The 12,863-nt window shown below is 64.0% G+C and carries 12 protein-coding genes; all 12 read right to left on the bottom strand.

The window, feature by feature from the left end; translation table 11 throughout:
• Positions 1 to 45: 45 nt before the first annotated feature.
• A complete protein-coding gene (locus AD428_RS00725; protein WP_235488645.1) occupies positions 46 to 543 on the bottom strand; it encodes a hypothetical protein in 498 nt (165 codons plus the stop codon).
• A 67-nt stretch (positions 544 to 610) separates the two neighbouring features.
• Positions 611 to 1,279, bottom strand: a complete 669-nt coding sequence (locus AD428_RS00720; protein WP_082308190.1) for a type 4 pilus major pilin — start codon at positions 1,277 to 1,279, stop codon at positions 611 to 613.
• Between the two features lie 101 nt (positions 1,280 to 1,380).
• Positions 1,381 to 2,481 carry a hypothetical protein gene (locus tag AD428_RS00715; RefSeq protein WP_053243764.1) on the bottom strand — a complete coding sequence of 367 codons (1,101 nt, stop codon included), beginning with the start codon at positions 2,479 to 2,481 and terminating at the stop codon, positions 1,381 to 1,383.
• On the bottom strand, positions 2,478 to 4,271 hold the full coding sequence (locus AD428_RS00710; RefSeq protein WP_053243763.1) for an ATPase, T2SS/T4P/T4SS family: 1,794 nt from the start codon (positions 4,269 to 4,271) through the stop codon (positions 2,478 to 2,480). The genes AD428_RS00715 and AD428_RS00710 overlap by 4 nt, the downstream gene beginning before the upstream one ends.
• Complete coding sequence (locus AD428_RS00705; protein ID WP_053243762.1) at positions 4,268 to 4,831, bottom strand: hypothetical protein; 564 nt, start codon at positions 4,829 to 4,831, stop codon at positions 4,268 to 4,270. Before AD428_RS00705 ends, AD428_RS00710 begins: the two co-directional genes overlap by 4 nt.
• A complete protein-coding gene (locus AD428_RS00700; RefSeq protein ID WP_053243761.1) occupies positions 4,815 to 6,158 on the bottom strand; it encodes a hypothetical protein in 1,344 nt (447 codons plus the stop codon). Before AD428_RS00700 ends, AD428_RS00705 begins: the two co-directional genes overlap by 17 nt.
• A gap of 2 nt (positions 6,159 to 6,160) precedes the next feature.
• Entirely contained in the window at positions 6,161 to 7,876 is a 1,716-nt protein-coding gene (locus AD428_RS00695) for a hypothetical protein (protein WP_053243760.1), read from the bottom strand.
• 28 nt (positions 7,877 to 7,904) lie between these two features.
• Positions 7,905 to 8,729 (bottom strand): toxin co-regulated pilus biosynthesis Q family protein, encoded by an 825-nt coding sequence (locus AD428_RS00690; protein ID WP_053243759.1) that lies wholly within the window; start codon positions 8,727 to 8,729, stop codon positions 7,905 to 7,907.
• Positions 8,730 to 8,768: 39 nt separating this feature from the next.
• Positions 8,769 to 9,122: a hypothetical protein gene (locus AD428_RS24140; protein ID WP_235488640.1), complete on the bottom strand. Its 354-nt coding sequence runs from the start codon at positions 9,120 to 9,122 to the stop codon at positions 8,769 to 8,771.
• On the bottom strand, positions 9,106 to 9,396 hold the full coding sequence (locus tag AD428_RS00680) for a hypothetical protein (protein ID WP_152967943.1): 291 nt from the start codon (positions 9,394 to 9,396) through the stop codon (positions 9,106 to 9,108). Before AD428_RS00680 ends, AD428_RS24140 begins: the two co-directional genes overlap by 17 nt.
• A gap of 409 nt (positions 9,397 to 9,805) precedes the next feature.
• On the bottom strand, positions 9,806 to 10,921 hold the full coding sequence (locus tag AD428_RS00675; protein WP_369798663.1) for a tyrosine-type recombinase/integrase: 1,116 nt from the start codon (positions 10,919 to 10,921) through the stop codon (positions 9,806 to 9,808).
• Positions 10,922 to 11,079: 158 nt separating this feature from the next.
• Complete coding sequence (gene rng, locus AD428_RS00670; protein ID WP_053243756.1) at positions 11,080 to 12,564, bottom strand: ribonuclease G; 1,485 nt, start codon at positions 12,562 to 12,564, stop codon at positions 11,080 to 11,082.
• Positions 12,565 to 12,863 lie beyond the last annotated feature (299 nt).

Genomic DNA, 12,863 nt, shown 5'->3' with positions numbered 1-12,863 from the left:
ATTTCCTTCGTTTGGCGGGTCGGACTTAGCTGATCTGGGCCGGTCCTATAGCTGTCTGTCCAAGAAGTGGGCTGGAGCTTGTTTAGCTGGAGCTTGTTTATCGAGATGAGCGATCTCAATCTTGAGCCAACCAGGCACGTTGGCCCGGGAAACAGAGCCGAGTTCTCGCGCTTCGTCTTGTAGGTGTTGGTAGGCGGTCACGTCGATGGGGTCATATTGGGCCAGCAGGTTGTCCAGGAGCGATACATACGTCCAGGGACGCTTGCTCCAGTGCAAAGCAACCCGATGAGCCACCACGCCAGCGAGCAGGACGAGGCCGTAGAAAGCAATGAGAAACGCGGTGCTGGGCGTGCTGTCGACCGCCAAGTGCGACAGGCCGACCATTCCCACCACGACGGCAAACGCGACGAGGCGGGCGAAATCTTCCCGAGGCGACGACAGAACTCGGAACACGGAGCTCTTGTGATAGACGCGCAAGATTCGTGTCAACTGACGGCGTCTGCGCTTGAATTGCGCCATGTGAGCACGAGTAGATTGGGACATCGATCTGGTTCCTTTGGTAGGCGCTTCACCGCGTCGTGGACGCGGTGAAGCGCATTCGGTCACGGGCTTACCGCGAGGCGAAGACGAACGTGTTGGAGTCGCCCTTCTCGCACAGAGCTTGCGCGGTCGCCGGGTCAAAGGTGCCGGGTTCGTTGTTGCTGCCCAGCGTCTTGGCTGCCGTTCCATTTACGGAGATGGTTTCGGACACCGCGGCCAACGTTGAGGCGAGCGTCGGGCACGCCTTTGCGTTGACGTTGGTGAGGGTGAGCGAGAAGGCGCTACCCATCGCGCCGCCGCCCAAAGCGGCCGGGGCTAGCGTGATGGTGCCGTTGCTGCCGGTGCCGGATCCACCCAGACGGTGGGCCACAGTGGTGGTCGACACCTTGAAAACAGAGGAGCCTTGCAGCGCCGGAATCAGGTTGTCGACGGTGGTGATGTTGGCGTAGGGCGTGACGTTATCGGATTCTCCAAGAACTTTCGTTCGCGCCATGAACCGCTGCAGCTCGCCGGCGACGGCGGGTACACGCATTTCGGTCACGATGCCGTTGACAGCCGGAACACCGAAGACGAGCGCCAGCAGCGTAATCGCGACGACGATGACCACTTCGGCCAGGCTGAATTGGCCCAGTTGGCGGTAGGCTGCCGGGTTGCGACGCGCGAGGTTCGAGTTGAGCCGGTAGACGCTCGACGTGGCGAGTTTCGGGCGCGGGTGTTGCGATTGGGAAGATGCATTCATGCAAGACACTCCATTGCGGGAGATAGAAATACGAAAACCCCGATTCAGCGGGGTTCGGTGGAGGGGGTAGCGTTTTCGGGAAGGCCCGCAGGCACGCCGGCCTAGAAAGCGCCGAGCAACATGGCGCTGCGCAAGTCGAAGATGACGGCATAGTGCCAGGCGAGGAAGCCCAGCAGCGCGGCCACGGATATGAGCAGCAGAACCCAGCGGATGACGACCGCTCGGTGCTCGATGCGGCGGAGCATGGAGCGCTCCAGCCGCGCTCGGGTCTTCTGCAGCGCCACGTCCAGACCCAGCGCATCGGTCAGATCCTGGAGATACCAATAACTTTCGCGATCCAGCAGCCCCACGTCGAGAATCGAGGCGCCATCGGTGGAATCATCGAGTTTGGCGATCATTGCCTGCAGTCGAGCGTTGAGCCAACGGGAAGCGCCGGCGCGCTGGGCGTTGATTGCCTCGCGCAGTGGCACGGAAACGCCAGCGCGTCGCTTCAATGCCGTTGCCAGCGAGCTGACAACAGCTACAGCCTGGATATCACGGTACAAGCGGTATACCCCCCAGGTGTCGAGCCATCGTCGGATCCTGCCGTCCCAGTGCGGAAAGGACAGAGGCAGAGCGATGACAAGTCCCGCCGACAGGAGCCACAAGATGATGCCGTGTTCTCGAACCCACTCCGCATAAGCGAAGAACGACCGTGCAAACGGTCCGTAGAACCGTTGATCCACGGGCGGGAAGGCCGCCAGCAGTTCTGGCGCCGACACATAGGGAACCACGACCATGGCCACGAGCCAGAACACGATCAGCGAAACCACACCGGCCAGCAGCGTCCACTTGAGAATATCGGCGAGGGTTCTTGTCAGGCGTACCAGCGCGGCGATGTCCCGCAGGCCTTCGACGAGAATGGCATCCCCTCTGTGCTGAAGTGCCGCGATTTCAGCGACTTCCCGCTGCGGCAGCGTGCCCAGGGTCGCCTGTCCAAGCTCGCCGCCATCGGCCAGATTGAACGCCCAGCGCGCAGACAGGAAGCCGCGGGCCGTTCGCGGACCGTAGCGGCGGGCGTCAGCTTCGAACATGCGCAGCAGGGTCCGCTGTCCGGCACTGTCCGCGATCATGTCCGCGAGGTAGTCGTACCAGTCCGCTCGATGCTTAGCGAACTGATTGGCTGCCAGCTTTACGCGCAGCCGCCCAAGGAGAGATCTCATGGCGCCTTTTCCATGTCCAGGGTGGCGAAGGCCACAAAATGCTGCTCGAGGTCGCGCGGATCGATGGCCCCCTGGCTCATCTTGTAAACGGCGCATTCCATTGCGGTCTTGCCATGCATGTTGGGATCGTCGTAGGCCGCGGTGCGTTGCGCCTGGAAAATCTGCAGCAGCCGCAGTTCATCTCCGTGCGAAATGGCGCGCAGGGCCTCGGGATCCACGCCCGGCTCGAAGATCTCGGCCACAACCGTCCGACCGGCATAGCCATACAGCTCTGGAATCGCCTTTTGCCGGCAATGCGCGCAGCCTTCAGGGTTCCGTATGCGAATGCTGTCGTGGCCGATCCGGTAGAGTCGCTCTATGCGAGCCATGTATCGTCTCCACCAATCTCCCGACCGTTGCACCCCGATGGGGTCCGCCGCTCCCGAGAAAAGGGCGTTTGCCGGCAACGCGCACTCGCACAGCACCGGCAGGAGCGTTTGGTGAGCCAGAAGCTTCAGGAAGCGGGGGGATCCGAGTACATCCCAAGGTATGCCGATCTGCACGGATGCCAAGCGCTGCGGGATGCTGAGCGCACCGCCCACGTGCAGCGTCGTATAGCAACTCGATCCGGCCTGGGTGATGTCCTGAAATGCCTGGCCAGTCAGCGTGTCCCGGATTTCCCCGAGGAACACGTCGCTTGCGGCGGCCCTCTTGAGCGCCATCAGCTTGGCCTGAAATGCTTCCTTGTCTGCGTCGGTGTGGCTGCGGGACAGGCTGGCCTGTAGTGCGCCGGGGAACCGCTGTTCGGCCGGATCTTCGATGGACATTTTCTTGCGAGTGGGGGGCAGTCGCACGATCAGCTGACCGATGGTGGTCGTTTTGCCGGAGCCCGGTACGCCGCCTATGACGATGGCGCCACCCAGGCTCTGCATCGCCCGCTCGAGCTGTTCGACCTGCGACGGCAGGAATCCGAGGCTGGCGAAATCGACCGATTCGACCTTGGCATCGAGGTCAAGGGCGCGGATGGTAATGGACGGTCCGGTGTCAGCGACGAACGATCCCCAGCGCAACAGGTAATTGCGGTCATCGATCACCTCGTAGAATCGTCCCTGCTGCTCGACCTTGGTGCTGAACACCGCACCATTGCCGCCGGAGACGTCTTGCCAGCCTACGTGGGCCATTTCCAGCATCCGATCGGTGGGCATCACGAGATGGGCCGGCGTGACGTACTGACCGTCGATCGTCGCGCTCACCTTGGACAGCGTGCTCGTCATGTCGATGTTCAAGTGGAGGTCGCTGGCGCCGTTGCGAATTTGCCAGGCGATCAAGTCGTGAAGGCCAGTGCGGACTGCGGACCGACCGCCTTCGGTCACCAGCTTGGCAGCGAGGTCTTTGGCTCCCAATCGCTCGCGCACGAGGGTGAGGAGCACGACGGGTGCCACCGTGTAGATGACGACACCACGGCCGTGCCGGTCGGCATGTTTGGCACGTTCCAGCACGGCCCGGAAGATATCGGAATCCAGTTGGCCGCGCTTAACGAATACGGCGTACTGGTCACCCTCCAGCTCGGCGACGCAGGCAATGATCGCGGCGTCGGGACCGGACCAGTCGACCTTGAGCGCCCGGAAACGCGGATGCAGATCTGCGATGTCCTTCATCGTGCCCAGGTCGCCGCGCGGCTCATCGGGCGGGCGAACGTCCAGGTCTGCGGGGTCGTGAATCAAAGGCGTTTCGGCTTCGGCGGTGGTAGGGCTGCCTTCGGCCAGCAGGCGCGGGGCCAGCTGGCGGAACCATTCAACCAGCGATCTCATGGGTGAACCTCGTTCAAGCACACGGAAATCTGCGTCTGCTTTTCGGTTTCGTGACGGTTGTCAATGAAGATGGCGCACGGGGTTGCGATCTTCACCAGGCGCAGGCCTGGATCGTGGCCCATGGCCGGAAGGCGCTGGCCGGCTCGGTACATTACGTCGCGACCATCGACGTCGACGATGGCCGAGATACTTCCGCCCACGCCGACGATGCCCTTGAGGCGCGCCGCCCGTGGCCGCGGCTTCGGCGGCTCGACAGGCTCACTGGCGTCGCCGGGATTGGAATCAGGAGCTGCTGTCGTTACCTGCAGTTGGTTCGTGGCGGAGACGCTGGCTCTGGTGCTGGCGGCATGGCCCTGGGCAAGCCGCTCATTGGCCAGAGCCCGTCGTGCGTCTTCCTCCAGCAGCTCCCGGACCAGGTGCGCCGGCGGCGCCGGCGGCGGGGCCGGAACGACCTGCAGGTTGATGGATTCAGCGGAGGTGGTCATCGGCAGAACAGGGGCAGCCAGCAGCCCAAAGACCGCTGACAGGCGGACGAATCCCGAACTAACGGGGTTGAACATAAAGAACTCCTTCAAGCGTGGCAGCAAAGCTGCTCGCGGTGAGCTTGGGCTGCGTGTCCGGCTGGTAACGCACCTGCAACTGTGTCAGCGCGGTGCTATCGGGCAGCGCGAGGCCATAGAACGAGCGCAACGGTGCATTGATCGTGAAGCTGCGCATGGCCGGGACCGTCATGTCCGCAGGCAGTGGTACGGGCTGTTCCAGGCCATTGGGTAACTGGATGTTGGGCACCCGGATCGGCACGGCCTTCGGGGGGTCGAGCTTCACATCCTGCAGCGCGGGACTGAGGGCCTGCCAGCTGGGAATCCAGATGCGGTCCAGATCACCGGCGACGGGCACTGCGGCCAGCGCCAAGGGCTTGGTGGTTCTTGTCTCATCCATGGGCCAGCTGGCCTTGGCCGTGCCCAGTGTGGGGAAGGACACCTTCCAGGAGACAGGCAGCGCGGCCCTGAGCGAGTTGTTATCTGCCAGCAGGCCTCGCACGTACTCGGCGGAGCACGAGCCCGCAGCAGGCTGGCAGGACGCTTCGGCCAATTGCCACCGCCCCGGGTTCACGGGGACATCCGCCACCGCGTTCAACAGGCGGTTCAGGCCGGCCTCTCCATCCGCTTTGGTGCTTCGCGCCCAGCTGTCCAGCGCCTGCTTCCAAAGCGCATGCGCATCGACTGCGGTACGCATCGCTTCAAGCCGCTGACGTTCTTGGGCCTGTTTCTCTTGCCACCAGGTCTGGACGGTGTCCCACGCGACATACGCGAGGATCAATCCGAACACGACCCACCACATGGGCGAAATCATGGACAGCCGGAATGCCGCTCTGCGCAACGACGATTGTGTGTTGGCTTGGCTTGCCAGCTGATTGAACTGGAAGGGTGCAGCACCCGGTCGGTCCGTGCCGTGCAGGACGGCGTCCCGGTAACGCTGCAGTAGACCTTCCAGCGCCTGATTTGCCGCATCGGCATCCGGCAGTATCCGGTCGCCGCCTGTCTGTACCGTGCCATCGACGGCGACGGTGATCCAGAAGCCGCCCTGCGGCAGTTCGGCGAACGCGATGTGCGTGCCGTGCCTGTACAGTTGGGCGAAGGCGGCGGCCGCCGAGTACAGGCGGGTTTTTGCCTTGGCCCGACGGTCGCGGCCCTGGGCGATCAGCAGACCGACCACGAGGCTGCGCGGGCCCGCCTGCGTGAAATGGGTGGCGCCGGCCTGGTGCGCGGCCTTCATGGCCGCGGCGGTGAGATCCTGGCCCAGCACCGCCTGCCAGCTCATGCCGACCACGAGCGCATTGTGCGTGCCGGCGATGGGGATGGTTTGATAGCGCTGTTGCCTTGCCACGATCAATATCCTTCTTCGGGAATGGCAGTCATCAGAAGCAGCGTGATCTGCTTCTTATCCTGCGCGGCGTCCGATCCGCCGAGGGCGATCGGCGCTTTGTCGTCCAATCGGCGGCGCGTGCTGGTGCCGGCGGACTGCTCGAACCCACCGATGAGGGCCGGCTGTCCAGGGCGAAGCTCAACCTGCTGGATCGCGCCCTGACCGCCGATGTTGGCCTGCTGCACGAAGGAGGGGTAATCCGGCGAGCCGAATTCCAGCTTCTGCAGTGCGCCGATCATCCGTGTGTCGTCGTACGAGACGGTGAGCTGCACGCGACCATCATCCTGGGCGTTCGGCACCACCGTGAGGAAGGTGCCAACTGTCTTCTCGTCCTGGGTAACGCTTACGGTCGGGCCCGACGCGTCCGAGTAGCTCTGTGTCTGCTGCAGATCCTTCACGTATGGAATGTTCTGCCGCACCGCCACAGTGGCGGGTCGGAGATTGGAGGCCAGAATCGGAATGCTCGTGTGCCGCACGACCGTGCCCATCTCATTCAGCGCACTCATGAGCAGCTTGGATCCGGCAAACGGTCCACTTCCCACAGTGCCTCCGAGGGAGCCGGCCGCTTTGGTGCCGTCCAGCAGGGCACCAGGCGCGTCGCCCGCCGCAGCGTTTCCTCGGCCCAGGCTGTTGTAAATCAGGTGCCAGTCCAGGGCTGCCTGGCTGGTCTGGTCGAGTTGGACCGTGATTTCCTCGAACAGCATCCGCACGCTGCGCGACATGATTCGGTTCTCGGCTTCCAGGAATTGGGCCACGGCATCGAGTGCGTCCTTCGTGTCGGTGACGACGATGCTGTTGGCCGCGCCGGCGGCCGCTTTGACCACCCCGGCCCGCGTCAGGTACTGGCTCACCTTCGTCAACACCGCTTCGGCCGGCGGTGTTTGCCCTGCGGTCGAGTATTTCGACCGGTTCTGCGAGGCGAACTGTCCATCATTGCCTTGCGAGCCGCTCTTGCCGGACAGGCCCAATTCAAGGCTGGTCTCCCCGGTCAGCTCCAGGGCCTTGACGTAAAACGTGCGCGTTTCGGTTCGGTAAAACCGGATCGCACCGACCTTGTCGTCATAGCGCCAGTAGACGCCCAGGCGCAGCGCGACGGAGTCCAGGATTGTGGAGAGCGGGGCCTTGCCTGCCGGCAAGGGCTCCATCTTCGTGCGTGCCACCCCCGGGGGCAGAGCGGGGCCGGCGATGCGGTCCACGCCGGTCTCGGGGACCAGGGCAGGAACGAGCGTGTCGGCGGTGGCCGGGGCGAGCTCGCGGGCAGTGATCGCCATCTGGTCGGAGCCAAGGCGCGGCAGGAAGTACTCCCGCGGCAGCAACGCATCAGGCGCGACTTGGGTCGGGATGCCGGTGGCGAGCTGGATCCGTTCAGCCAGGGTGCTCAGGTCGGTGGCGCCGCCTTCGAACAGCAGGGTGGTGTTGACGTTGGCACGCAGTGCGGGCGGCAAGGAGACTTCCCGGGCCAGCGGTTGGGGCCGGCCTGCAACCCAGGGAAGGTCGACGGTCTGGCCTTTGGCGCGCTCCGGGTCACGCACCTGCTCCCTGAACGCATCGAGTTTCTCGTGGCTGCTGGAGCGGGCGGAATCCGCGCGCTCGGCGATGCGATCGGTGGCCTGGAGGGCGGAGCAGCCGGCTAGCACGAGGAGCGCGAGCGAGGCCGCCACTTTGCGATAAGCGGTCATTGGGGATTCCTGTTTTGGGGGGCCGCGCTCAGGGTTGCAGCGTTGCGGCTGGGGCGCGGTTGCAGCTGCGGGTGAACGGGATTACACGCAGCACGCGATTGGCATAGAAACATGGCCGCACGGGCGATTCGGTCATGGCAATGGCCTGCGAAAGCGCCTGGGTGGCTTCCTGGAACGATTCGGCTTCGAACTCTGCCGGTGCCTGGATGGGAAGGTCGAAGTTGAGTTCCCACTGATCGGGACCGAAGGTCCAACCCGCCTTGGCCGCCCAGCGCGTCAGAGCCTGGCGAACCGTGCCGTCATCGGGACTGAGGTGCCAGACCTCCTTGACGACGATCGGTTGCGGTGCGGGCTCCGGTGCCGAAGGCGGCACCGGCGTGCTGTCGGCACTCGTCGGAAGGCTCGCTAGGGCGTCTGTCGTCGGAACGAGAGCAGAGCTGGCCACGATGGGCGCGTTCGTTTCAGCCATCGGTTGGACGGCGTCGGTCGGCGCGGTGGCGAGTGCTTTGTCGGAGGTCGCAGGAGCGGCGGCCGGCGTATGCGGTTTGGGCGGTGCCGGCGGCACAGGGATCGCAGGGGGCTGCGGCTTGCCGGAGACGGGTGTGGAAGCCGCCGGCACAGGCGAGGTGGCCGATGGACTCGCCTGGGCGGTCTGGTCGAGCGCAATCTTGACCGGCTCGGCAGGTGCGGGGGCCGAGGCGAACTTGTCCGCGTCCTGCGTCTTGCGCGGATCGCCGTGATTAATGGCCACCCGATTGCTGTCGTCGGGCATCGGAGGGGCCGGCGGCACAAAACCGCAGGCCGAGAGAAGGCAGGCCACCGTGAAGGCGGTGGCCAGAATTTTGGCTTGCATGATTACTCCAGGGATATGTCGGCCGGACTGGCCAGGCGGTTATTCCGGCAGCTCCTGGTGCCGGTCAGGGGTCCAAGGGCGGACGCCCTGGCGTTCGAGTTCGGCGTGGACAGCTCGCAGATCGCCCGGCGCGGCTGCGCGGCGTGCCAGCAGCAGAAGCTCCGTGAGAATCGGTGCCGTGCCGGCGCGTTCAGGCTGGGCCGCGTCTGGCCCTGCATCCAGCAGGGTCAGCCGGAGCTGCGCCACCTGGTCCGCGACCGTGTCTTCAGTTTCCAGCCGAGCTCGTAGATACTGCGACAGGCTCATGCCTGAGTGTTTGGCGGCTGCCTCGTACCGGCGATGAGCATCGGCAGACAGGCGAAAAGTTACCGGGCATTCAAGCAGTTGCCGCATGGAATCGGCCCTCCTCCACGACGATATGTCCGATGGCCTCGGCGAATGCCCGGTGAAACGCCGCCCGGCGGATCCGGTACTCCACCTGGCTGTCTTTGCGACCGGCGCAGTGCTCCCGGAAACGCTCGTCCCGGAACTGAGCGGCCGTCAGCTCGGTTTCCGTCTGGAACCAGAGCCGGGCGGCGTGCCGGGCGGCGCGGGCGGTGGAGGGGAATTCATAGGGCGCGTCAAAGCTGCGGGGCGCGCGCGCGCCCGCCACGTGTGGATGCCTCATGGGAAAATCCTGGGTTGCCCGCGGGGGGGCAGGAATGCCGCCAGGGGAGCGGCCGGCGTTGGGAAGGGGTGTGCAGCGTTGCTGCTGTGTTATCCACGGGGCGCGAAGAGCGCGCCGCCGAAGTTTTGATTCAGACGGTTACGGGCATGCCAAGGGTGTCACTCGTGACTACGCGACTGTGTGGACAAATCAACGGGACCAAACTCGGCGGGCTACGCCAGAGAACGCAACCGTGCTTGAGCGTTCCTGGCTTGCACCACTGCACCGCCGTCGGAGCCCTGACACTTCACCAAATGGTCTGCCCAGCGCGTGAGTGCGTCGCATCGCTCCTTCCAGTAGCTGTACTGATCGTAGATCCCCTCGACGCCCGTGAGCTTATGGTTCAGGCACATTTCAGAAATGTCTCGGCTTACACCAAGCGCCCGCATATGCGATTTCGCCGTGGAGCGCAGATCGTGCGGGGTGAATCGCCGGATGTTGGGCTGGTGGTTCTGGATCCAGTAGTTGATGGCTCCCCACACGCCGTCCTTTCCAATGGGCGCGTCTCCGCCGTGCGTCTTGAGCCTGGCCACCGAGCGCGCGGCACAATGTACCGGGAACCAAGGGCGAGGCTATCCAGTTCTCGGAACCATTCGACCACCGGGGGGGCCAGGGGGATGTCTATGGCCGGCCCGGTCTTCGACTCAGGGATATGCCACAGCCCGGCGCCCAGCCGCTTTATCGTTAGTTCGTCGGTCCTGATGTTATGTCGTAGAGCGGTGCTGAACTCTGACACGCGCACGCAGGTTGCCGCGATGATCCACACGCTCAGCTGGTTCTGCCGGTTCATCTTGGCATGCATGAGTTCGGCCAGCTCATCATCGGTGAGCATCAGGCGCACTTTGGCCTTCGGTCGCTTCCCGATTACCGCCTCCAGGCTGATACCCAGCCCTGGGTTGACCTGTATGATGTGCTGGCCGGCGGCATGCTTGAACACCTCCCTGATGACGATGTACAGGGTTTCCGTCTCGCGCCATCCCGACTCATGGGTCTTGAACGTTCCCTTCGTTTTGCTGATCAGCTCAATGACGTCGGCGTGGTTGATCTCCTCTGCTGACCGCGACCCCCATTCTTTGTCGATCCGTTCCAGTTGGCGCTTGTAGGTACGGTTCGTCGAGCGCGATAGGTGCCGAAGGACCTTCTTTTCGTAGTCCTCTATCAGCCACTTTATGGGCTTGGCGGCCTTGGCCTTCTGCTTGGCCTTGCGCTTCTCCGCTGCTGGGTCTTTGCCGGCGTCAATCATGGCGCGCAGCTGGCCAGCCTCCTTTCGCGCTTCGGCCAGGGTGATATCCGGGTAGTTGCCGATGGTGACCTCGCAACGGCGGCCGGGCATCCGATATCGCAGCACCCATGTAGCCGTTCCGGCTTTCGACAAGGTGAAGGTCAGGCCGCCGCCGTCTGATTTGGCGAGCGGCGCGCCGGCGCGGATCCAGGCCTTGATCTGGACGTCTGTTAGCAGGCCTTGCAGTACTCGCTTTGTCGCCATGACTCCCTCGATTTGGGTAGCTTACGTGCATAGCTACCCACTTAGCTACCCTTTTTTTGCGAGATGGGAGGATAACGCGTGAGAGGTCCAGAAAGAAAGCCGCAAGTGTTTATGCGGCTTTCCAGGGGGAGCTGATAAGTGGTGAGAAGTCCAGAATACTAGATCAAGATTATGTCGTACTGTTCCTGCGTATAGCCGCCCTCGACTTCGAGCGATATCCGCTTGCCGACGAAATCGCCCAGCATGGCCAGATGCTGGCTTTCTTCTTCCAGGAACAGGTCCACCACCTGCTGCGACGCCAGGATGCGGAATTCCTTGGGGTTGAACTGGCGCGCCTCGCGCAGGATCTCCCGCAGGATTTCATAGCAGACGGTGCGCGGCGTGCGCACCGTGCCGCGCGCTTCGCACATGGGGCAGGGCTCGCAGAGCTGGTGCGCGAGCGAATCGCGCGTGCGCTTGCGCGTCATTTCCACCAGGCCGAGTTGCGTGAACCCGTTGACCGTCATGCGCGTGCGGTCGCGCGCGAGCGCCTTCTTCAGCTCTCCCAGCACGGTTTCCCGGTGTTCGGGATCTTCCATGTCGATGAAATCGAGAATGACGATGCCGCCCAGGTTGCGCAGCCGCAGTTGCCGCGCAATGGCCTGCGCGGCTTCCAGATTGGTCTTGAAGATCGTGTCGTCGAAATTCCGGCCGCCCACGAAGCCGCCCGTGTTCACGTCCACGGTGGTCAGCGCCTCGGTCTGGTCGATGATGAGATATCCGCCGGACTTGAGGTCCACGCGCCGCGACAGCGCGCGCGCGATCTCCTCGTCCACGTTGGCGGTATCGAACAGCGGCCGCTCGCCGCTGTAGTGCTCGATGCGGTCCACGACCGAAGGCGTGTACAGGCGCGCCCATTCGCGCAAGGCGGTGGTGGTGGTGCGCGAGTCCACCAGAATGGAGTTCGTGTTGGGGCCGACCATGTCGCGCAGCACGCGCTGCGCCAGCGTCAGGTCGCGGTGCAGCAGCGCCGGCGCGGGCTGGGTGCGGGCGGCCGCCTGCACGCTGGCCCACAGTTTGCGCAGATACTCCAGGTCGGCCGTCAGTTCCTCGTCCGTCGCGCCCTCGGCCTGGGTCCGCACGATGAAGCCGCCTTTTTCCTCGGGCGGCACCAGCGCCTGCAGGCGCTCGCGCAACTGGATGCGCTCGGCCTCCGAATCGATCTTCTGCGAAATGCCGATGTGCGGATCGTGCGGCAGATACACCAGCATGCGTCCCGCCATGCTGATCTGCGTCGACAGCCGGGCGCCCTTGGTGCCCAGCGGATCCTTCACCACCTGCACCATCAGGGTCTGGCCCTCGAACAACAGCTTTTCGATGGGCGTGGGCGGCAGGCCCTGGCTGCGCTCGCCGCGGTTCTCGCGCAAGTCGGCAATGTGGATGAACGCCGCCCGTTCCAGCCCGATATCGATGAATGCGCTCTGCATGCCGGGCAGCACGCGCACGACCCGCCCCAGGTAAATATTGCCCACGTGGCCGCGCTGGATACTGCGTTCCACATGCAGCTCCTGCACCGCTCCCTGCTCCACCAGGGCGACGCGCGTCTCGAACGGGGTCACGTTGATCAGGATGTCTTCGCTCTGGGCGATCACGGCGGGGGGCATGGGGGCATCATCTCCTGGCAGGGAAGGCGAATGGTAAACGCAAGGGCCGGGCAACGCCCGGCCGCTACGTATATATATAGATACCTGGCCCCCGAGGGAAGGGCCGCGGCAAAAAAACAGGGTGCGATCCCACCATGATCTCTGTATCTGTTTGCCGGCATTTAATGGCTTTTCATGAAACCGGCATGACAAGTCCGAAATCTATGCTATAGTCTCGCTCCCTTGCCGCTGGGCCCGGAAATTGAAGCGGGGCGGTGCGGCAGGGCAAGGCAAGGCGCGGGGTTCTGCGGTGCAGGGGG

Source organism: Achromobacter sp. DMS1 (genome assembly GCF_001270295.1).
Note: the sequence above shows the minus strand (reverse complement) of the source record. Positions and strands in the feature narration are given on the sequence as shown.